This window comes from Faecalibacterium sp. DFI.5.82 (genome assembly GCF_029076575.1).
GTDB lineage: Bacteria > Bacillota > Clostridia > Oscillospirales > Ruminococcaceae > Faecalibacterium > Faecalibacterium duncaniae.
In genome coordinates this window covers 25,992-46,086 of sequence record NZ_JARFIS010000006.1, presented here as the reverse complement: position 1 = coordinate 46,086, position 20,095 = coordinate 25,992, and the positions used below count along the sequence as shown (strand labels likewise).

Sequence of the window (20,095 nt, the reverse complement as noted above, 5' to 3'; positions counted from 1 at the left end):
ATAAGGTGGCGCAACTGCAATGTGGGAACGCACGCTGTCTCAAAAATCAGTCCGTCTTTTCTGCGAGCAAAAAGTGATAGATGAAGCAAAGGCGGATGCGTATGTCTATGGGTACGAGTTGCTCATATCATCTGTTGTGAGCGTTCTGCTTGTTGTTTTAATCGCTGTTGTGTGTGGTGATGTGCGGTACGCACTTTCATTTTTGATTGGGTTTATCCCACAGCGAATCTACATTGGCGGATACCATGCAACATCGCACACCAGATGCTATTTGGCATTCTCCGGACTGGCACTTATCTGCATTTTGCTAAGTAAGGCAATCGCAGCAAATCACCTTTTCCGTATCCTGACAACAGTAGCTCTTTTGGGCATCTCTATCTTTCTCTCACCTATCGAAGCAAAGAATAAGCCTTTAAGTGAAAAGAAGCGGTCAAGTTACAAGATGGTCGCATCTGTTCTTTCGTCAATAGATTTCCTGCTTGCCATTTTTAATGTGCTTCCGTATACACGTCATGTAGTTTGCTACTATCTCTCCAAATGGGTATTGATTGTATTCTCAACAATTCCTTTGGTTCAACAAAAATTTAATGCCAACTTTTGTAGATAGGGAGGTGATAACATGAAAAAAAACAAATGGGTGCTGCTTCTTATCGCTTTTGTTGCATTTTTGGTATTGGTTTATTTTATTGGTGCTTGCCTTAATGCAACGGCAGAGGCATTGACAATTATTTCGCTCTGCATCGGCATACTGGTCATTTATTTAGTCGTAAAAGCAATCAAATCAAAATAAGGAAAGGAAAATGTGATCATGAGTACAAGAAAATTCATCAAAAAACTTACGGCGAGTCTGCTTTTTATTGCGGTTGTAATGTCGTTTGGCGTTCAGTCTGCCTTCGCTGAATCGAATTCACCGAAAGCTACCGTTAAGAACAATGTTGTTACTTTTAGCAATCTCGATCAACTGAAGGCAAACGAGAAGCTCGCAATTGCGGTAGTTGACAGTAATGGTGATCCAGCAACTATTACTATCGAGTCAGTGGACAATTCAATTTCTCGTGTAGCGAAATCGTCGAATTCTTGGAAGGTTTCGTATAAGGGAGTGGTGATTCATGCATATTTTTATATGACAGTGACGAATAACAAAGTCACAAATGCATGGGACTATTCGATTACAACTTTGGGTTCCACATATAGTGATGCAAGTTTGACGTATAACTCCAGTTCGGCAAAACTCACCTTTACCAGTAACGCTTATAATGGTATTGCTTCTCATACTTGCTGGCTGAAGGGAACTCCTCGCGGAACAAACAATGAAGTCGATGTAACGTATTCTATGTAATGTGGAGGACAATATGAAACAGAATTCACAAAAACTGATTTTTTTCCTGAGTAAAATTACATGTGCTTTTGCAATGGCGATTGCAGTCTTAAGTGTGAATAGCACCTGCTGCTTTACAGCGTATCAGCCGGATGTCCCTGAATCGCTTGATCGCAACTAAACTCATATGATAGACATTATATCAAAAACGATGTGAGGTGATAGAATATGAAAGATGTATCTCGAAGAGAATTCTTGAAAACTTTATGTTTAGGCATAACAGTAGCCGCTTTACAAAATTTGCCAATGACAACGGCTTTTGCAGACAGTGCAATCAGTAAAACAAAAATTATTTCTAAAAGCGACCGTGAAAATTTGGTGGCTACTGTTGCAAGAACTGTGCAAGTGTCCTACAAAATAGATAAAAATACGATCATTGAAGTAACTCGCTTTACTGATATTGATGGACAAAATGTTACCTTGAACCGGAGCGTTAAAGAAGATGGTACAGGTGAACTTGTCTATACGAAAGCCCAAAAAACGAAAAAAAGCAAATTGACCAATCAAAGCTATGATGTCTTTTTGAAATTAGCAACTTCAAAATCTATGCCTCAAACAAGGGGAGCCAATGTTGGAAGTGATGTTACAGGATCACAGTATAAGCATATATTTGTATCAAATCTCAGCTATACAATTGACAATACGGCGATTGCGCAAATTAAGATTGGTGGAGTTGAAACTGCAGCAAGCCTTTTAATTACTGGGTTGCACTTGCCGGGAAGCACTGCTGTTACGGTTGGATCCTTTTTGGTTAGTGTGGTTCTAGCTACTTCTCCATCGAAAGTTGTTATAAATCAATCGCTGTATGAAGTCCATTTCGCATATGATAATAGCTACTATACCCATTGCTATCATGATATTTTGTATTCGTATGATTCCGGTGGACACCTTATGGATACTACAAAATCGTACCATCAAGCTGTGGGAGGCTAAGAATGAAAAAAGGCAAAAGCAACTTTTTTCTTATTGCTCCTTTTGCCCTTTGGGGCTGCATTTCAGTATGGACTAGTAATCTTGTCCGATTGACAGATAAAAGCGCAGTACCTTATGCTTGGGCTTTCAACTTTGTTCTTGATAGTAGCTGTTGTTCTAGCTATTCAATGAAGGAAAGCAAAGTAATCACCCAAAGCAGTGTAAGGTCACAATATTTTCTATTCCAACAGTATTCTAGTAGTTTCAGCATTTGTATGGTTCACATTTATTTGCCGAGGAGTATACACCTGAAGGGGAAAATTTAATGAAGGTGATTCCAATGGAGCTTTAGTGTATTGAGTGAAGAAAAAAATAAATTAGGAGGCAGTATACTATAACTAACAAAATCAAACGGCTGATTTCCATTCTATTGGTCACGGTTTTATTTCTCCTGACCATTCAGCCAGCATTTGCAACTGGAAATAAGAGAAAGATCGATGATTATTCGATAGAAGAACTTCTCAATCTTTCTGTGCAAGAACAAGAGAATCTCGGATTTTATGTTTTGGCCGAGGTTCCAATGCGCGTTCCTGTTTCTAATACAGACGGCTCAAGAGTTGTATCGTATATTGATGGAACATGGAGAGTTCTTTATACAAAGGCCAATGGATTGGGCTTTTATATGAGTGGAACTACCGTCAGTATTGGCCCGGATTTAATAAAAAATGTTTCAGGAACGGATTACTACACGAGCTATTCCGATAACATCGAACGAAGCTGCCCATTTTCAACGACAGCACTAGTTCCAGAACAAAGTATATATAATACAACCTATACATATGACTTCTATGATGTTGGAACTTATCTTGATTGCAGCGTTGGGTGTTATTTTGGAGTGGTTGGCTCAAGCAAACCAATCTATTGGAGTGCAACTACACAAGTTACCATCCCGAAATTATGATTTTGACCAGCTATGGATGAAATTGTTTTTGAACCCAGTGATGTCAATATGTTAGCAGCTTTAGGCATCGTCGAAAGTGTAAAGTTGTTTCCGTTTATGTTATCAATGGGAGAACTTCAATATGCTTGCGATTCAGAATATCGTTGCAAACAATTCGTGAATTGCCTTTCAGAATATTATCCTGACAGCCAAATTGAAGCTAGACAACTGTGGTCGAAATATCATGGTACAGCGAATGCGGTTCAATGTGATATGATAAATCATAAGCCACTGCGTGTTTGGGTCAGGAGTTCTGCCGATTGTTGGTGCGGCATTTATTATATTTGTTACTATGCAGCAAAGTATGGTACAAATAGAATTTTGCTTGCATCCAGAGAAGGTCTGAAAGAATTTATGGAAGGGAAAACCGATAAGATCTCACAAAAGTATTTGACGGAAGAAACTATTACTGAGTATGCCAAAAGATGGGGAAAGCTATTAAACGAAAACACCTCCATGCGTATTTGGCATGCGAACGATGTTAAAAGCGTTAACATAGATTATTTCGACCAGAGAATTATTAGTTTAGTATCGAGAATTCCTATTTCGGTTGGTGAACTTACCGCAGACGTATTAAAAGCGATTTCTGCTCCGGTAAGTGACTGGTATGTCATGAAACGCATAGAAGCACTTTTGAAAAAGGGTGTTCTTCAAGTCGTTATTCCAAACAAAATCTTTTATAATACCATCGTCCAGCTAAACGAAGAATAAAGGAATCCGAGCAAGTCGGCCCAACAGTCACCTCATTTCAACGAGAGGGGTGGCTGTTGGGTCAATTGTTCAAAAAGAAAAACTGAAGATAATAAAAAGTCTTGATTTCTCCATCAAAACATGGTATATACATTATACGAAACAGTGCTTTGAAAGAACGCTCCACCGTTCAATGACGTGTAAAGAGAGGTGCTTGCCATGACCGCTGTGATCTACGCCCGCTATTCCAGTGATAACCAGCGCGAAGAATCCATCGAAGGCCAGATTCGTGAATGCACGGCCTATGCCGAAAAGAATGACATCACTATCGTCAAGCACTACATTGACCGCGCCATCTCTGCCAAGACGGATAATCGCCCTCAATTCCAACAGATGATAAAGGACAGCGACAAGAAGCTGTTTGATATTGTTCTGGTCTGGAAACTTGACCGCTTTGCCCGGAATCGCTACGACAGTGCCCGGTATAAGACCCAGCTGAAGAAGAACGGTGTCAAGCTCATGTCGGCTACGGAGATCATCTCCGAGGGGCCAGAGGGTATCATTCTGGAATCGGTTCTGGAGGGCTATGCAGAATACTACTCTGCCGACCTTGCCGAAAAGGTTGTCCGTGGACAGACAGAGAACATCCTGAAAGGCCGCTGCAACGGTGGTCGTGGAACGTTTGGATATACGCTGGATTCCGAGCGGAAATTTCACATCGACCCGCTTGCCTCCCCTTTCGTGCTGGAATCGTTCACGAAGTATCGGGATGGCCTCACGATGAAAGAGATTCGGGACTGGCTGAATGAAAACGGCATCAAGAACCCGGTCGGAGGCGAATTTACTTACAACAGCGTGGAGCACATGCTCAAAAACCGGCGTTATATCGGAGAACTGAAATTCCGGGATGTGGTCGTGCCGGATGCGATTCCGCCCATCGTGCCGCTGGAACTGTTCGATGATGTGCAGGAAAAGATTGCCAAAAACAAGAAAGCCCCTGCCCGAAGAAAGGCAGAGGACGATTACCTGCTGACAACCAAGCTGCACTGTGGTTGCTGCGGTGCGCTGATGTTTGGCGAAAGCGGCACAAGCCGGACGGGAGAAGTCCACCGCTACTATAAATGTGCCACGGCCAAAAAGAAGAAGGGCTGCAAGAAGAAAACTGTCCGCAAACAGTGGCTGGAAGATCTGGTGGTGAACCAGACCATGCAGCTTGTCCGGGACGATGCCGCCATGGAATCCATTATCGCCAAGGTCATGGAGCTGCAAGACCGAGAGAACACCAACCTTCCTCTCTATGAGAAACAGCTCCGGGATGCAGAATCGGGTATCCAGAATATGCTCAACGCGATTCAGGCCGGAATCCTCACTAGTTCCACCAAGGAGCGGCTGGAGCAGCTCGAAGAAACCAAGCGAGAGCTTGAAGCCCGCATTGCGGAAGAAAAGCTGGCAAAGCCCAAGATCAAAGAGGAATTTATCCGTTTCTGGCTGATGAGGTTCCGTAAATTGGACATGAGCCTGAAAGACCAGCGGCAGGCGTTGGTGGATACGTTCATCAATTCGATTTATCTGTACGATGATAAGGTTTTAATTGCCTTCAACTATAAAGAAGGGACACAGACCATCACGTTTGAGGAAGCGGCCCAAGCCGCATCAAAGGAAAATGGTTCGGATTTGGATTGCTTTACTGCACCAGAAAATGCCGTGAAATCGAAAGATTTCATGGCTTTTTTGTTTTGTAAGCCATGAGTGCACGGTTTCTGCACGGTTTTTGCACGGTCGGTGTTTTCCATGTCCGATTATGTAGGGCGCTGTATTGCATTGCAATCAGTGCCCTTTTTTGCATCAGGTGAGCAGAGCTAAGCGGAGCTTTGCCTTCATCTCCGGGTCGGCATCCTTGAGCAATTCCAAAAGAGCCGTCATGGAGATGGTGGGTTCGCCTGCGGCGGGTACAGCCTGCGGGCTGGAGGTGTCGGGCTTGGCATAGAAGCCGCTTTCAAACTTCTTGCCCAGCTCCACACGGGAGGACTGCTGGATATGGGCGTAGGTGTTCACCAGCATATCCGCACTGGCGTGTCCGGTAGTCCCCTGCACCGCCTTGATGTCGCCACCAGAGATCATCAACTGGTAGGTGGCACTGGAATGCCGCAGACCGTGAAAGACGATGCGGGGGAACTCCGGGTGTGCGTCCTGCCATTTCAGGAACTTTTTGCGGATGAGCACCGGCTCCACCGCCAGCAGAAAGGAATTGTGCAGCAACTGGTGGACCTCATGGAGGGTAGTGCCGGAGAGGGTGCGCTTCTGCTGCTTGGGCGAGAGGTCTCGCCGCTTGCCGCCCACATACTGCCCGCAGGGGGTCTTGCTCAGGGTGTCGTACAGGGCTTCGATGTGGTAGGGCCGCAGCTTCTGCATCTGCATCTCCCCGATATAAGGGATGATGAGATTCTGGATGAGGGCCAGATTGGACTGGTAGGTTTTCGGTGCCCACTTGTGCTTGCTGCACTGCTTGGGCAGCCAGTCCATCAGGAACTCTGCTACCGTCACGGTGGACGGGATCAGAAAATTACCGGTCGCCAGCTCATGCTCGATCTGCTTCTGGCGTTTGACCGCCTCCTCCTTAGTGGGAAAGCTTTCCCATTTGTCGCAGCTCTTGCCGTGCTCATCCTGATAGGTGTAGACTTTGCAAGCAAAGTCGTGTGCCAACGAGCGTTCCGCCGCTCTTTGGAATCTTCCCGGCAGGACACTGGAAAATGGGGTGCCCTGATGAAAACGGTGGATGGTACACATTCACAAACCCCGAAAGGTGTGTTATTATAGTACCATCAATAAATGGAAGGGAGGGCGGCGGATGTTCAGCATTGCAGGGATTGACCTGTTGGAGCAGGAGCTTTTGGACCATGAACGCACCCTCCTTGAGATTTTGCTTCAGGACAAGACCACCAAGAAAAACATCATCTGAGCAACCGATGATTACGCTGAACTGGGCGAACAGTACAGCTTCAAAAAAGAAATCCTGCCGGAGCTGGTTACAGGCGAACAGGACAGTCTGATCCAGCCCAGAGTGGAAAAAGCACTGGAGCACCAGACCAACCGCACCCGTGATAAAGCAGAGGTGTTTACCCCCAGTTGGATCTGCAACGCACAGAACAATCTGGTGGATGAGCAGTGGTTTGGCAGGAAGGATGTTTTCAACATCCAGAAGGAGATGTCGTGGAAAGCAACGGCTGACAAAATCGCCTTCCCGGACGACCGTCAGCACACATGGCAGAAATATGTGGATGCACAGCGGTTGGAAATCTCCTGTGGCGAGGCTCCCTATCTGGTAAGCCGCTACGACACCGTAACGGGTGAAACCATTCCCATTTCCCAGCGAATTGGCCTGCTGGACCGCAAGCTGCGTGTTATCAGCGAAAACACGGACACCGAAGAACAGATCGACCTGTGCCTCGGATGCAAAAAGATGGCGGCATGAGGCTCTGATATTTACAGTGCCTGACTAACGTGGTACAATCATAAAAAGCAATATCCGGTGTGAGGATTTTGAATTATGAACTTGTGCTTTGACCAATCGCTTGGACTTGGATATAAAAGCAATTCACAGAAAATCCGTGTAATGAGCGAAAGCTGGGTCAATGACAATATTTTCTGCCCAGTATGTGGAAACGCTCGAATTTCAAAATTGGAAAATAACCGCCCTGTTGCAGACTTTCAGTGCCCATCCTGTGGGGAAATCTTTGAGTTAAAAAGTAAAGATGGAAGAATTGGAAGAAAAATATCGGATGGAGCATACGATACTATGATAAGTCGCATAACCAGTATGACAAATCCTGATTTATTGGTTATGCACTACTCCTCGTTACAGGTTGTCGATTTAACGGTTGTTCCCAAATTCTTCTTTACGCCTACGGTGATCGAAAAGAGAAAACCGTTATCGCCAACTGCCAGACGTGCCGGATGGGTCGGCTGTAATATTTTATATGGCGATATTCCAGAACAAGGGCGAATCCCTATTATTGAAAACCAAAATTATCGCAGTACGGATCGTATCGTACAAGACTATGCAAGAATCAAACGTCTGCAAACGGAGTCCATTGAAAAGCGAGGGTGGCTATTTGATGTGCTTAACTGTGTAAATGCTATTCCGACGAAAGATTTTTATCTGAAGGATATTTATGCGTTTGCAGATAAACTAAAGCACCAGCATCCTGACAATCAAAACGTTGAAGCGAAGATTCGCCAACAGATGCAATTTCTTCGGGATAAAGGGATGATCGAATTTCTGGAACGAGGTCATTACCGAAAACTTTTGTAGATCCGGCAGGAGCAAAGACGCAAGCGGGAGTGGGCGACCCTGCACGGGATTTCCGTCCTCTGCCGGCTGGCGCACAGGTGGGTGATTTTGTCCACGAGGCCGATGTGCGCAGCTTTCTGGACCTGATTTCTTCGGAGAACCCGGAGAGCAACTACCCCTACTCCACGCCGGAGTACCGGGAGATGTTCCGGCATACCCTCTGGATGGTTCCGAGCGTGAAAGAAGCCAGTGCTCTGAGCAGACTGCTGAAAGACCACCCTGTATTTGGAGCCTATAAAGTTGCTAACGTTGCAGGTGACGGCGATGCCGAAATGCCCTACGACAACGCCCTGACACTGGTAAAGCAGGTCATCAAGGCGAACCGCTACACCATTACCATTTCCTGCGGCAAGCTGACCACCGGCGTGACAGTGCCGGAGTGGACGGCTGTGATGATGCTGACCGGGTCGGCAAGCACGGCTGCATCCGGCTATATGCAGACCATCTTCCGGGTGCAGTCGGCAGGAGTGCTGGACGGCAAACAGAAGGAACGCTGCTACGTCTTTGACTTTGCCCCGGACCGTGCCCTGAACGTGATTTCTGAGGTGAACCGCATTACCAAGCGGGGCCGAACCAACGAGGAGCAGAACCGGGCGGCACTGGGCGAGTTTTTGAATTTCTGCCCGGTGATTGCAGTGGACGGCACCCAGATGACTGCATACAGCGTCTCCAGAATGATGCGGCAGATCAAACGTCTGACGGTGGATAGAGCCATCAAGAGCGGCTTTGACGATGAATCGGTCTACAAGCAGGACACCGGCATCGTTATGGACGAGGACGATGTGCAGCTGTTCCATACCCTGTCGGACAAGCTCAGCGAGCAGAAAGCCGCCAAAAAGGAAACTAAAGTCCACATCAACCATCAGGGGCTGACGGGCGAGGAATACGAAAAAGCAGACAAGATTTCCAATAAGCCCAAGCGGGAGCGCACCAAAGAGGACGATGACCTGCTCAAGAAACTGCAAGAGCAGAAGAAAGAGCGGGAAAAGGTCATCCGGCTGCTGCGAAATGTGTCCATCCGTCTGCCCCTGCTGATTTACGGTGCCAAGGTGGATTTGACCGAGAGCATCAAGATGGCAGACTTCATCACGCTGGTGGATGAGGAATCCTGGCAGGAGTTCATGCCCAAAACCGTGGACAAGCCGCTATTCCGCAAGCTGTTGAAATACTACGATGAGGATGTAGTCAGCGGGGCGGGTCTGCGCATCCGCCGCATGGCAAAGGCTGCGGACGAGCTGCCGCCCACCGAGCGTGTGAAGCGCATTGCCGAGATCTTCAGCCACTTCCGCAACCCCGACAAGGAAACCGTTCTGACCCCGTGGCGGGTGGTGAACCTTCATCTGAGCAGCATGGTGGGCGGTTACTGCTTCCTCAACGAGCAGCTCGATTCGCAGGAGGTTCTGGAGGAACCTCGTCTGGTGGATCAGGGGCAGGTCACGGAGGACATCTTCCTCAACCCGGAGGCACGGATTCTGGAAATGAACTCCAAATCCGGCCTGTATCCCCTGTATATGGCATACAGCCTGTACGCCATGAAGCTGCCCGGCCCGGAGGACAAGCTGCCGCTGGAGCAGACACAGGCTCTCTGGCAGGAGACCGTGGAGCAGCAGATCTTTGTTCTGTGCAAGACCCGGATGGCAGAAAGCATCACCCGGCGGACGCTGGTGGGCTATCAGGATTGGACGGTCAACACCACCTACATTCCGCACCTGCTGGAACGGATGGAAAACGACCCGCAGCGTCTGGCAAAGAAGCTGCAGCGAACCGATACATGGGGAAAGGAGGGACAGCCCATGAAATTTGATGCCATTGTGGGCAATCCGCCGTATCAGGAGGATACAGGCGGCGGCAGCGCAGCCAATGTTGCGGCAAAGCAGGCACGCCCGGTTTATAACCTGTTTGTGGATCAGGCAAAAACCATGCAGCCCCACTATATCTCCATGATTATGCCGGCACGCTGGTATGCTGGCGGCATCGGTCTGAACGATTTCCGCAATGAGATGCTGAACGATCCGCATCTGATCAGGCTGACGGATTTTGTAAACTCCAAGGACTGTTTCAGCACCGTGGATATTGCAGGCGGCATTTGCTATTTCCTGTGGGATCGGGATAAGGAGGAGGTCTGCGAGGTTACAAACGTCAGCGGTCTGGAAAGCCATACCATGCGGCGCAACCTCAATGAGTTTGGGGAGATCTTCATTCGGTCGAATGAATCGCTATCCATCATCCATAAGGTTCTGAACCGTTCGGAACACTTCCTGACCGATCGGGTGCAGCCCATTGATGCCTTTGGTTTCCCCTCGGCGGCTCGTGGTGAGAAAGAACCCTTTGATGGTTGCATTTCCCTTATTCACAGCCAAGGCACCGGCTATATTAAGAGAAGCGATGTCAAGAAAAATGCGGAGCTGATCGACAAGTACAAGGCAACGATCTCCATTCTGGTTCCCTGCAATGGTGAGGTTGGCATTGACCCGTCCAAGGGCTATAAGGCCATCACAACACCCCGGATTGAGGTTCCGGGTGAGGTGAACACCTTCTCCTATCTGGTTCTGGGTGCATTCGATACCGAAGCAGAAATCAAAAACTACAAGCAGTATCTGATGTGTAAGTTTACTCGCTTCATGCTGCGTCTGACCTATTCTTCCATGCACATTGCAAGAGCAAACTTTATCTTTGTGCCCGATCAGGATTTTACAGAAGAATGGACGGATGAAAAGCTGTACAAGAAGTACGAGCTGACGGAAGATGAGATTGCGTTTATTGAGAGTACGATTAGAGTGATGGAGTGAAAATACTCACTTATAGATGCGTATTCTTGTATGATAAACCCTAATAATCGCGAATAGTCGCAATCAAAAGCAAAAACACGACAAATGCGCAAACAATACAAAACGCAAAATTGCGATGCAACTGCGTTCACGAAAAATTCAAAAATGTAGACGAAAAAATTTTAGAAGATTTTTTGATGAAAATGTGGTTGACATGCGAGATAAATGAGATTATACTAAAAAGGACGAAGGAGGTGTCTAAAGATGGATTTGAGCGGTTTTTCGGCTTTCGATTTTTCTGAAGGCGTCCCTTACTTTTCAGTCACTTTGAACGGGCTTACATTTAATAAGGCGGTTGTGCTCAAGCTGGGCTCTCCGGCTTATGTGCGACTTCTCATCAATGAGGAAAGCCGTCAGGTGGTGCTTCAGGTTTGCGAAGGAACAACTCCAAAGGCAACCACGTTTTACAAGCCCAAGAAGAACGGTGTGCTTTCTGTAAGATGGAGTTCGCAAGATTTGGTTGCGACGTTCAAACGATTGTTAGAGAACGATTTCCAAGAGCACGGTTACCGTGTTGACGGAGAATTGATCGAAGATGGCTTGATGCTTTTCGATCTAAATTCCGCAAAACCTTTGGTCTAACAGTTTCCAACTGTTTGACAAATAAAAAAGCACCCATCGGATAGCGGCAACTATCCGACAAGTGCTTTCCTTGAAAAAGCCAGAGCAGAAGCTCAAAGCTAATCCTATAACCATGATTAGTATACCCGGTTGCTCCGGCTTTTTCAAGCATTCCACGGATTCGTCGGAAAAATGTTCCGTCGTGTTCGAGCGTTGCTTGAAAGGAGGAGTGCAACTATGCGAGACAATCGGATGGATGAGAATGTGACCATCGTCTACACTGCGTATATTACGCTGCGTAACGGACATCGTCTGTACGCGAAGCAGTACGGCAAAAAGGCGTTTGAACTTCACATTCGTGACAACAAACACCGCAAACGCAAGTGATGCTTGCGTGATTTGATCGTTGAGGGTATCGGGTTGGCTTCGCCCTCCTTGTTTTTATAACACGGAGGATTTTTATATGAACAGCAAAAAGACATCTTCGTCTGTTGCATCTCAGGCATCTCGTGCGCTGCGTAGCAGTAGCACTTCCAAGATTCAGCGGCAGCTTGCCGGAAGTGCACTCTCGCAGGCAAAGAGCGGTCATCAGACGGGAAAGAAAATGGAAGGCGTTGCATCGGCAGCTTTGAATAGCCCGAAATACAGCAGCACGACCAAAACTCTTGCAGGCAGCGTTCTCTCGCAGTCTGACAAGAATCGCTAATTAGTCCAAAACAGGACGTGCAGTTTATAGCTGTACGTCCTGTTTCCTTTTTGAAGGCAGAAATGCAATATATGTTGAGGGGAGGCCCCACCATGACCGAACAAGCACTCCGCAAAATGATTGCTGCCGGGGAAAGCACCCGGCAGGAGTTTAAGTCGTGGGTGAAGTGCAAGGACTACCGGCAGCGGAAAGACCTTGCGGTGAAAAGTGCGGTTGCGCTGGCAAATACAAAGGGCGGCATTCTGCTGTTTGGTGTGGAAGATGACGGCACCATTACGGGCTGCCCTAAAAGCGACCCGCAGGCACTGATGGAAGCCATCTACGATATGACCCGGCCCAGCCTGTTTACCGAAATTGAGCCGGTGGAAACCTCTGACGGTGTGGTGCTGGTGGTATCGGTGGAGAAATCCAATTCTCATGTTGCCACCACCGGCGGCATCTATTACAGACGGCTGGGGAACGTGACAAAGCCCGACTACCCGGCAAACGATGTGTACTCCCCTGCCGATAACCCGGATTTTTCGGCAAAGATCGTGGAGGGCGCAACCGAAAGCGACATTGACCTGCTGGAAGTGTACCGCCTGAAAGAGAAGCTGCGGATTCGGGATGCAGGCTCTGCCCTGCCGGATTTGGCAGATACCACCTTTCTGGACAACCTGAACCTGATCCGCATGGACAAGGACGAAGTGCGTGTGACGGTGGCAGGGCTGCTGTTTGTGGGCAAGGCAGCGTCTATTGCCCGGCTGCTGCCCCAGGCGGAGGTGATCTACCTCCATTACAGCGACGAGGCGCAGACGGAATACGACAACCGCATGGATATGCAGGAGCCGGTGATCTCGATTCTGGATAAGCTGACCGAGCGCATCCGCACCTATAACCGCCTGACCAATGTGCAGGTGGGGCTGTTCCGGCTGGAGGTGTACGATTTCTCCGAAGCGGTTTTTCAGGAGGCGCTGCTGAATGCGCTGGCGCATCGCTCCTATGAGGACATGGCACCGGTCTACGTCAAGCACTACCCCACAAAGATCGTGATTGAAAACCCCGGCGGCTTTCCGGGGGACATCAACGAAAGCAACATCATCACCCACCAGTCCATTCCCCGGAACAAGCTGATCGCCATGACCCTTCAACACCTGAAGTATGTGCAGCGTTCCGGGCAGGGCGTGGACATTATGTTCCAGAGTATGCTCACCGAGGGCAAACCCTACCCGGAGTATGCCAGCACGCCCAACTCTGTCCGGCTGACCCTTCGCAGCACGATGGAGAACCAGAACTTCGTGCGTTTCATCGCAGAGACGCAGGATAAGCGGTCCAAGATGTTCACGCTGTCGGAGCTGATGATTCTGCACTATCTGCGGGAGCACCAAAAAATCACCCTGAAGCAGGCGGCAAAGACGATTCAGGAAACCGATGACAATGCCCACAAGGTTCTGAACAGTCTCCGGGACGAGGGGCTTCTGGAACTGAACGGTAAGACCTATATGCTGTCCCTCAAGGTCTACGAAACGGTGAAAACCGATGTGGCCTATGTGCAGGATAAGACGGTCAGCCAGATTCAAGCAAAGGATCGGATTCTTGAATATCTGAAGCATAAGCCGTGGATTACGAATCAGAAAGCACAAGAGCTGTGCGGATACACAAAAGATCAGGCATACCGTATTCTCCGAAAGCTTGTAGAAGAAGGGAAGATTGAAGTAAAAGGAGCAGGGCGCGGAAGGAGATACTGCTTAAAAGAAAATCAGCGATAAAAACGCGCGCCGCGCGATTATTACGCGCAAAGAAACGTGCGATTTTCTTGGGAAAGGGCAGAAAATGACTGCAATTCGATAAAAACAGAAATCGTTAATCGCGCGCTGAAACGCGCGCTGCGCGATTAGCATTTTTGCTGCGCGTTTTCTGTGGCTCAATCCTCCAGCCTGCCGTGGTCGCAGCCGAGAGAAAGATAAAGCTCCATCTCCCCACTCAGCACCATCTGGGCATACTCCAAGGGCTTGTTGTAGAGCAGCCAGTCCAGTTCCGCCCGCTGTGCCGGGGTGTTGCCGTACTCATCCTCGACGGCGATGCAGTCGATGGCAAGAGTGGTGCCATCTGCGAACCGGGCTTCCACCCGGTTGGTGTCCATATTGTAGCGGCAGGAAAGCAGTTTATTCATGGTGAACCTCATTTCTATATCAAATGGTGTCTGTTCGGATGTCCTAAACCCTGCCATAGAACCGATGTGTTATGTAAGATTGTTGTCGGGACAAAACTGGAAGATTATGCGTGATAAATACCGTTGAAATCCAGCTTTTGGGGCTGTGCGAAACAGCCTGTTTTGCCGGGCTGATTTTGGCTCTGCACACTTTTGCACATTTTCTGCACATCGCAAGGATGGATAACAGGTGCAAAGACGTGCAAGCAATGCAAAGAATGCAATAGAATAACAACAGCAAAATAACGGTAATTCGATTAAAATAACGTTTTAACGTCAAATGATGAAATGGACAAAATGTGCCATTCGGTTCCTACGAATCAGTAGGCCGGGGGTTCGAGTCCCTTCCATCGCACCAGAAAAAGCCGTGAAATCGAAAGATTTCATGGCTTTTTTGTTTTGTAAGCCATGGTTGCACGGTTTTTGCACGGTCGGTGTTTTCCATGTCCGATCAGGAAATTACCGGTCGCCAGCTCGTGCTCGATCTGCTTCTGGCGTTTGACCGCCTCCTCTTTGGTGGGAAAGCTCTCCCATTTGTCGCAGCTCTTGCCGTACTCGTCCTGATAGGTGTACTATTTTTCAATTTCCTCTTGCAATTTTCGATTGCAGTTGTTATGATACGGGCAGGGAAAGAATGTGCAAAAAGTATCCTGCACAAGGCAGCAATGCGATTTTTACATGGAGGAGGCAGGCATATCATGTATGTGGATTGGGAGTATTACAAGATCTTCTATTATGTGGCGAAGTATCAGAACTTTACCAAGGCCGCGCGGGTGCTGGGTAACAACCAGCCCAATATCACCCACTCGATGAACCGACTGGAAAGCCAGCTGAACTGCGTGCTGTTCATCCGCTCCAACCGGGGTGTGACCCTGACACCGGAAGGCGAGATGCTCTACTCCCGCATTGCTTCGGCGGCGGTGCAGATCCAGGATGCCGAGGAGGAGCTGAGCGCCAGTGCCACGCTGGAGCACGGAACCATCAGCATCAGCGCCACCGAGACGGCGCTCAACATTTATCTTTCCAAAAAGCTGCGGGATTTCCATACCGAATATCCCGGCATCCGCCTGCGCATCTCGAACCACTCCACCCCGCAGGCGGTGCAGGCCGTGAAGAACGGTGAGGTGGATTTTGCCATTGTGAGCACCCCGGCGGAGATCGAGTCAGGGCTGAAAATGGTGGAGCTGAAGCCGTTTTACGAGGTGCTGGTGGGTGGCAGGACCTTCACCGCGCTGGCAAGTCAGAGCCTGACCCTGAAGGAGCTGCGCAGCTATCCCCTCATCTCCCTCAGCGACGAGAGCGTGACCCGCAGCCTGTACCGGCAGTTCTTCCTGGATCACGGCGCGGTCCTCAAGCCGGATACGGAAGCCGCCACCACCGACCAGATGCTCACGCTGGTCAAAAGCGAGCTGGGCCTTGCCTTTGTGCCGGAACCCATGGCGAGGGATAGCCTGGAGCGGGGCGAGCTGGTGCAGCTTCATCTGCAGGAGATCATCCCGACCCGTTCAATCTGCCTTGTTTACGACCGCCACCGCCCACTGAATACGGCGGCGCGGAAATTCCAGCAGATGCTGACCAAAGCAGATCCGCCCCGCCCGGCCGAATCGAAGCAGACCGAGAGCATCTCTTTTGTGTCCCAATAAAATGCTGTCGAGATGAGGCAGAGCGTTCACAGCACTGCCCTGGCTTCTGCCGGTTCTTCTAAGGCATAAAATGACCCCGGAGCGTTTGCTGTGATGCATCGCTCCGGGGTTTTGTGATGTTATGGGTTACTGGCCGCAGGAGTGCCCGCCGCAATGATGCTCACCGCAATGGTGGCCCTCGCCGTGGTCGTGGTGGTCGCAATGGGCGTTGGGGTCAAAGCGGAGCTTTCCGGCCAGATAATCTACTACTGCCGCGTCTGCCGGGCCGCTGATCCCGCCGAACAGCTGGATGCCTGCCTGTGCAAGGGCGTTCTGTGCCCCGGGGCCGATGCCGCCGCAGAACACCACATTGGCATTGTGCTGGGCCAGAAAGCCCACCAGTGCGCCGTGGCCCTGCCCGTTGGTGGAAACGACCTCGCTGGCGGTCACCTGTCCGTTTTCGACCTCGTAGAACTTGAACTCTGCCGTGTGGCCGAAGTGCTGGAATACCATACCGTTTTCATAAGGGATTGCGATTTTCATGGGGGATATCTCCTTTTTTCTTTTCTTTTATTATAACATAACACAGGAGACAATAAAACTCCGGAACAGGGAACCCTTTTGCGGAGCTTTCCCTCAATTACAGTTCTCCCGTTTTCAGCTTGGCCAGCACCTCGTTCAGGCTGGTGCATTCCATGGTATACAGGCCGCGCATTTCATCGTCGGCGGGGAGCAGATCGGGCACCATGACGGTGACAAAGCCCCCGGCGGCACCGGCGCGGACACCGTTGTAGCTGTCCTCCAGCACCAGCGTGTGGGCGGGGGCGGTGCCCAGCTTTTCTGCCGCCAGCAGGAAGATCTCCGGGTCGGGCTTGGAGTGTTTGACCTGCTGGCCGGATACCAGCGCCTTGAAGTAGTGGGTCAGGCCCCAGTTGTTCAGGTTGCCCTCGATGACATGGACCCGGCTGGAGGAGGCCACTGCCATGGGGATGTGGTTGGCATCCAGCCAGGCCAGCAGCTCGTCCAGCCCAGGCTTTTTGGGCACCGGTTTCTGGAACTCCTCATCGGCCACCCGGTGCAGGCTGTCGATGATGGCGTTGGCATCGCAGTCCTCTCCGTAGAACTGCCGCACGATGTTACGGGAAGTTTCGCCTGCCGTGCCGCGTTCAGCCTCGGCAAGGCCCTCCTTGTACTCCAGACCCAGCGCCGCCAGCGCCGGTTCCCAGAAAGTAGCCCACATCCGCTCGGTGTCGAACATCAGGCCGTCCATATCAAAAATCACGCCGTTGATCATAATGGATTGGTTCCCTTCTTGATGAGATAATACTTTGTCTAACCTCTCAGCCGTCGCTATCGCTCGGCAGACACGGGCTGCGGCTCCCAGCATCCAATTTTATGTCTTGCTGGCCGCGGCCCCAACAGCAACGCCCTTTATCCGCCACTGGCGGCGGTTGTTGCTGTTGCTCCTAATAGGGGAGCCTTTGGCAAAACTGAAAACCTGCCCGGACTGCCAAGGCCTCCCCTACTAGGGGAGGTGGCAAAACCGATAGGTTTTGACGGAGAGGTTTAACAGCAGGGGCCGCTGTGGGAGAAGCCCTGCTTACAGCAATAATATCACAATTTGCGACAACTTACAGCCCCCAAACATGAAAGATTTTGCGTTTCCTTGCAAATCCGGCTCATGCTACTATAATAGAAAACAACATTCGGCATTTCAGGTGCGGGCGCGTGCCGCGCAAAATCTGCTGTGTGAGATCAGAAAAGAGGGAAATATATCATGTTGGATATCAAGATCACTCGTACCACTTCTCCCAAGGAGAAGCCTCAGGACGAGACCAAGCTGGGCTTCGGCAAGAAATTTACCGACCACATGTTTGTGATGGATTATACCGAGGGCGAGGGCTGGCACGATGCCCGCATCGTCCCCTATGCACCCTTCCCGCTGGACCCGGCCACGGTGGTGTTCCACTATGCGCAGGAGATCTTTGAGGGCATGAAGGCTTACCGCACCGCGGATGACACCATTCAGCTGTTCCGCCCTGAGTGCAACGCAAAGCGTTTCCAGGATTCCGCCGACCGTCTGTGCATCCCCAAGATCCCGGAGGAGGATTTTGTGCAGGCTGTTGAGGCTCTGGTGGACGTGGAGCGCGACTGGGTGCCCCATACCGATGGTGCTTCTCTGTACATCCGTCCCTTCATTTTTGCAAACGATGTGGGTCTGGGCGTGCACGCTTCCAAGCACTATATCTTCTGCATCATTTGTGCTCCCTCCGGCGCTTACTACGCCGAGGGCATCAACCCCGTCCGCATCTACGTTGAGGATGAATACATCCGTGCCGCTCCCGGCCTGACCGGCTTCACCAAGTGCGGCGGCAACTACGCTGCTTCCATCAAGGCCGGTGAGCTGGCCGAGGAGCAGGGCTACGCACAGGTGCTGTGGCTGGACGGTGTGGAGAAGAAGTACGTTGAGGAAGTCGGCAGCATGAACATCATGTTCAAGATCGACGGCAAGGTCTACACCGCTGCAACCGTCGGCACCGTTCTGCCCGGCGTTACCCGCCGCAGCTGCATCGAGCTGCTGAAGGATTGGGGCTATGATGTCATCGAGGGCAAGCTGGCCATTGCGGACATCATGCAGGCCGCCCGTGAGGGCAAGCTGGAGGAGGTCTTCGGCACTGGTACCGCCGCAGTCGTCTCCCCTGTCAAGGAGCTGGTCTGGAAGGGTGAGCACGCCTACATTGGCGATGGCAAGATCGGCCCTGTGACCCAGAAGCTGTACGACACCATGACCGGGATGCAGTGGGGCAAGATCCCCGATACCAAGGGCTGGATCGTTCCGGTTGAGAAGAAGTATTGATCCTTCCCGCGCTTCTCTCTGTTCAGAATTTTTGCAAACGCCGCCGAGTGGGAATGCCGCCAGGCGGCGTTTGCCGTATCATAGGTTTTGTTCCCCGATTGCTTTTCCGCCTGCACAGTGCTAGACTATGTGCAGAAAAACAGAAACGAGAGGGAACTGGAATATGGTCAAAAAATGGAGCGTCAGCTATCCTGCGGTGAACGGCGTGGAGCAGCGCCGGGTGTATGTCTACCTGCCCACCATGTACGAAGCCGACCCGGAGCGCCGGTATCCGGTGCTGTATATGTTCGACGGCCAGAATGTGTTCTTTGATGCGGATGCCACCTACGGCAAGAGCTGGGGCGTGGCGGATTATCTGGACTACACCGATACCCCGCTCATCGTGGCGGCAGTGGAGTGCAATGCAGGCTCCAACAACGAGCGCCTTGTGGAGTATTCGCCCTACCGCTTCGATGACCCGATCTATGGCCACTTTGACGGCAAGGGGCAGGCGACCATGAGCTGGTTCATCCACCGGTTCAAGCCCTTCATTGACCACAATTTCCGCACCCTGCCGGACCGGGAGCACACGTTCATCGGCGGCAGCTCCATGGGCGGCCTGATGAGCCTGTACGCTCTGCTGCAGTATAACGATACCTTCAGCCGCGCGGCAGCCCTGTCGCCGTCGATCTGGGTGTCTCCTGAAAAGCTCAGCGGTCTGGTGGGCCGCGCAAAGCTGGAGCCCGGCACGGTGCTCTACATGGACTATGGTTCCCAGGAGATGGGCAGCCACGAGGGAATGCGCAGGGAATTTGCCGAGATGTGCAGCAAGATCATGGTCCGGGGCATCCACCTGACCAGCCGCCTGGTGCCCGGCGGCACCCACAGCGAAGCCAGCTGGGAAAAGCAGCTGCCGTTCGTGTTCCATACACTGATGTATGAACTGGATTGAACCTCTCCGTCATCCCTTCGGGATGCCACCTCTCCGGGTAGGAGAGGCGCGGAGCGCCTGAGAGGTTT

22 protein-coding genes are annotated in these 20,095 nt (G+C 50.4%); 18 read left to right on the top strand and 4 right to left on the bottom strand.

Going from position 1 to position 20,095, the window contains the following annotated elements:
* Positions 1-19: 19 nt before the first annotated feature.
* The 8 genes from P0G09_RS08895 to P0G09_RS08860 all read left to right on the top strand — a co-directional run bounded on the left by P0G09_RS08895 (position 20) and on the right by P0G09_RS08860 (position 5,729).
* Positions 20-607, top strand: coding sequence for an accessory gene regulator B family protein (locus P0G09_RS08895; protein ID WP_005924490.1), 588 nt, complete (start codon positions 20-22; stop codon positions 605-607).
* Between the two features lie 12 nt (positions 608-619).
* Positions 620-790, top strand: a complete 171-nt coding sequence (locus tag P0G09_RS08890; protein WP_005924488.1) for a hypothetical protein — start codon at positions 620-622, stop codon at positions 788-790.
* An 18-nt stretch (positions 791-808) separates the two neighbouring features.
* Positions 809-1,339, top strand: a complete 531-nt coding sequence (locus P0G09_RS08885; RefSeq protein ID WP_005934533.1) for a DUF5626 family protein — start codon at positions 809-811, stop codon at positions 1,337-1,339.
* A 13-nt stretch (positions 1,340-1,352) separates the two neighbouring features.
* Positions 1,353-1,499 carry a cyclic lactone autoinducer peptide gene (locus P0G09_RS08880; RefSeq protein WP_081027705.1) on the top strand — a complete coding sequence of 49 codons (147 nt, stop codon included), beginning with the start codon at positions 1,353-1,355 and terminating at the stop codon, positions 1,497-1,499.
* 47 nt (positions 1,500-1,546) lie between these two features.
* On the top strand, positions 1,547-2,311 hold the full coding sequence (locus P0G09_RS08875) for a Tat pathway signal sequence (protein ID WP_275252486.1): 765 nt from the start codon (positions 1,547-1,549) through the stop codon (positions 2,309-2,311).
* A gap of 409 nt (positions 2,312-2,720) precedes the next feature.
* Positions 2,721-3,251, top strand: coding sequence for a hypothetical protein (locus P0G09_RS08870; RefSeq protein WP_275252485.1), 531 nt, complete (start codon positions 2,721-2,723; stop codon positions 3,249-3,251).
* A gap of 12 nt (positions 3,252-3,263) precedes the next feature.
* Positions 3,264-4,001 carry a DUF3658 domain-containing protein gene (locus tag P0G09_RS08865; protein ID WP_223387800.1) on the top strand — a complete coding sequence of 246 codons (738 nt, stop codon included), beginning with the start codon at positions 3,264-3,266 and terminating at the stop codon, positions 3,999-4,001.
* Positions 4,002-4,199: 198 nt separating this feature from the next.
* Positions 4,200-5,729 carry a recombinase family protein gene (locus P0G09_RS08860; protein ID WP_275252483.1) on the top strand — a complete coding sequence of 510 codons (1,530 nt, stop codon included), beginning with the start codon at positions 4,200-4,202 and terminating at the stop codon, positions 5,727-5,729.
* 96 nt (positions 5,730-5,825) lie between these two features.
* Here the strand turns inward: P0G09_RS08860 and P0G09_RS08855 are convergent, their stop codons facing one another.
* Complete coding sequence (locus tag P0G09_RS08855) at positions 5,826-6,683, bottom strand: tyrosine-type recombinase/integrase (RefSeq protein WP_275252482.1); 858 nt, start codon at positions 6,681-6,683, stop codon at positions 5,826-5,828.
* A 358-nt stretch (positions 6,684-7,041) separates the two neighbouring features.
* On the opposite strand from P0G09_RS08855, the gene P0G09_RS08850 reads away from it, so the two are divergent.
* From P0G09_RS08850 to P0G09_RS08820, 7 genes are all read left to right on the top strand, one after another.
* Positions 7,042-7,452: a hypothetical protein gene (locus tag P0G09_RS08850; RefSeq protein WP_275252481.1), complete on the top strand. Its 411-nt coding sequence runs from the start codon at positions 7,042-7,044 to the stop codon at positions 7,450-7,452.
* Between the two features lie 75 nt (positions 7,453-7,527).
* Positions 7,528-8,292, top strand: coding sequence for a DpnI domain-containing protein (locus P0G09_RS08845; protein WP_275252480.1), 765 nt, complete (start codon positions 7,528-7,530; stop codon positions 8,290-8,292).
* A 29-nt stretch (positions 8,293-8,321) separates the two neighbouring features.
* Complete coding sequence (locus tag P0G09_RS08840; protein ID WP_275252479.1) at positions 8,322-11,120, top strand: Eco57I restriction-modification methylase domain-containing protein; 2,799 nt, start codon at positions 8,322-8,324, stop codon at positions 11,118-11,120.
* A 243-nt stretch (positions 11,121-11,363) separates the two neighbouring features.
* Positions 11,364-11,741 (top strand): hypothetical protein, encoded by a 378-nt coding sequence (locus tag P0G09_RS08835; RefSeq protein WP_275252478.1) that lies wholly within the window; start codon positions 11,364-11,366, stop codon positions 11,739-11,741.
* A gap of 216 nt (positions 11,742-11,957) precedes the next feature.
* Entirely contained in the window at positions 11,958-12,107 is a 150-nt protein-coding gene (locus P0G09_RS08830) for a hypothetical protein (RefSeq protein WP_270834591.1), read from the top strand.
* A gap of 76 nt (positions 12,108-12,183) precedes the next feature.
* Positions 12,184-12,426: a hypothetical protein gene (locus P0G09_RS08825; RefSeq protein WP_275252477.1), complete on the top strand. Its 243-nt coding sequence runs from the start codon at positions 12,184-12,186 to the stop codon at positions 12,424-12,426.
* 92 nt (positions 12,427-12,518) lie between these two features.
* Positions 12,519-14,174, top strand: a complete 1,656-nt coding sequence (locus P0G09_RS08820) for an RNA-binding domain-containing protein (RefSeq protein WP_275252476.1) — start codon at positions 12,519-12,521, stop codon at positions 14,172-14,174.
* 155 nt (positions 14,175-14,329) lie between these two features.
* On the opposite strand, the gene P0G09_RS08815 is transcribed toward P0G09_RS08820, so the two are convergent.
* Positions 14,330-14,578, bottom strand: coding sequence for a DUF6061 family protein (locus P0G09_RS08815; protein ID WP_275252475.1), 249 nt, complete (start codon positions 14,576-14,578; stop codon positions 14,330-14,332).
* Positions 14,579-15,315: 737 nt separating this feature from the next.
* Here P0G09_RS08815 and P0G09_RS08810 point away from each other — a divergent pair.
* Positions 15,316-16,260, top strand: a complete 945-nt coding sequence (locus tag P0G09_RS08810; protein ID WP_156062431.1) for a LysR family transcriptional regulator — start codon at positions 15,316-15,318, stop codon at positions 16,258-16,260.
* A gap of 126 nt (positions 16,261-16,386) precedes the next feature.
* Here the strand turns inward: P0G09_RS08810 and P0G09_RS08805 are convergent, their stop codons facing one another.
* Both P0G09_RS08805 and P0G09_RS08800 read right to left on the bottom strand, forming a co-directional pair.
* Positions 16,387-16,782, bottom strand: a complete 396-nt coding sequence (locus tag P0G09_RS08805; protein ID WP_156062430.1) for a NifB/NifX family molybdenum-iron cluster-binding protein — start codon at positions 16,780-16,782, stop codon at positions 16,387-16,389.
* 97 nt (positions 16,783-16,879) lie between these two features.
* Positions 16,880-17,533 carry an HAD family phosphatase gene (locus P0G09_RS08800; protein ID WP_097773055.1) on the bottom strand — a complete coding sequence of 218 codons (654 nt, stop codon included), beginning with the start codon at positions 17,531-17,533 and terminating at the stop codon, positions 16,880-16,882.
* 483 nt (positions 17,534-18,016) lie between these two features.
* On the opposite strand from P0G09_RS08800, the gene P0G09_RS08795 reads away from it, so the two are divergent.
* Both P0G09_RS08795 and P0G09_RS08790 read left to right on the top strand, forming a co-directional pair.
* Entirely contained in the window at positions 18,017-19,096 is a 1,080-nt protein-coding gene (locus tag P0G09_RS08795) for a branched-chain amino acid aminotransferase (RefSeq protein WP_156066291.1), read from the top strand.
* 163 nt (positions 19,097-19,259) lie between these two features.
* Entirely contained in the window at positions 19,260-20,027 is a 768-nt protein-coding gene (locus P0G09_RS08790; RefSeq protein ID WP_275252474.1) for an alpha/beta hydrolase-fold protein, read from the top strand.
* The last annotated feature ends 68 nt before the right edge of the window (positions 20,028-20,095 follow it).

Bases quoted from the DNA above. Each gene is read 5' to 3' on its own strand.
- P0G09_RS08895 (WP_005924490.1), top strand. From the start codon at position 20: ATGTGGGAACGCACGCTGTCTCAAAAATCAGTCCGTCTTTTCTGCGAG.
- P0G09_RS08890 (WP_005924488.1), top strand. From the start codon at position 620: ATGAAAAAAAACAAATGGGTGCTGCTTCTTATCGCTTTTGTTGCATTT.
- P0G09_RS08885 (WP_005934533.1), top strand. From the start codon at position 809: ATGAGTACAAGAAAATTCATCAAAAAACTTACGGCGAGTCTGCTTTTT.
- P0G09_RS08880 (WP_081027705.1), top strand. From the start codon at position 1,353: ATGAAACAGAATTCACAAAAACTGATTTTTTTCCTGAGTAAAATTACA.
- P0G09_RS08875 (WP_275252486.1), top strand. From the start codon at position 1,547: ATGAAAGATGTATCTCGAAGAGAATTCTTGAAAACTTTATGTTTAGGC.
- P0G09_RS08865 (WP_223387800.1), top strand. From the start codon at position 3,264: ATGGATGAAATTGTTTTTGAACCCAGTGATGTCAATATGTTAGCAGCT.
- P0G09_RS08860 (WP_275252483.1), top strand. From the start codon at position 4,200: ATGACCGCTGTGATCTACGCCCGCTATTCCAGTGATAACCAGCGCGAA.
- P0G09_RS08845 (WP_275252480.1), top strand. From the start codon at position 7,528: ATGAACTTGTGCTTTGACCAATCGCTTGGACTTGGATATAAAAGCAAT.
- P0G09_RS08835 (WP_275252478.1), top strand. From the start codon at position 11,364: ATGGATTTGAGCGGTTTTTCGGCTTTCGATTTTTCTGAAGGCGTCCCT.
- P0G09_RS08830 (WP_270834591.1), top strand. From the start codon at position 11,958: ATGCGAGACAATCGGATGGATGAGAATGTGACCATCGTCTACACTGCG.
- P0G09_RS08825 (WP_275252477.1), top strand. From the start codon at position 12,184: ATGAACAGCAAAAAGACATCTTCGTCTGTTGCATCTCAGGCATCTCGT.
- P0G09_RS08820 (WP_275252476.1), top strand. From the start codon at position 12,519: ATGACCGAACAAGCACTCCGCAAAATGATTGCTGCCGGGGAAAGCACC.
- P0G09_RS08815 (WP_275252475.1), bottom strand. From the start codon at position 14,578: ATGAATAAACTGCTTTCCTGCCGCTACAATATGGACACCAACCGGGTG.
- P0G09_RS08810 (WP_156062431.1), top strand. From the start codon at position 15,316: ATGTATGTGGATTGGGAGTATTACAAGATCTTCTATTATGTGGCGAAG.
- P0G09_RS08805 (WP_156062430.1), bottom strand. From the start codon at position 16,782: ATGAAAATCGCAATCCCTTATGAAAACGGTATGGTATTCCAGCACTTC.
- P0G09_RS08800 (WP_097773055.1), bottom strand. From the start codon at position 17,533: ATGATCAACGGCGTGATTTTTGATATGGACGGCCTGATGTTCGACACC.
- P0G09_RS08795 (WP_156066291.1), top strand. From the start codon at position 18,017: ATGTTGGATATCAAGATCACTCGTACCACTTCTCCCAAGGAGAAGCCT.
- P0G09_RS08790 (WP_275252474.1), top strand. From the start codon at position 19,260: ATGGTCAAAAAATGGAGCGTCAGCTATCCTGCGGTGAACGGCGTGGAG.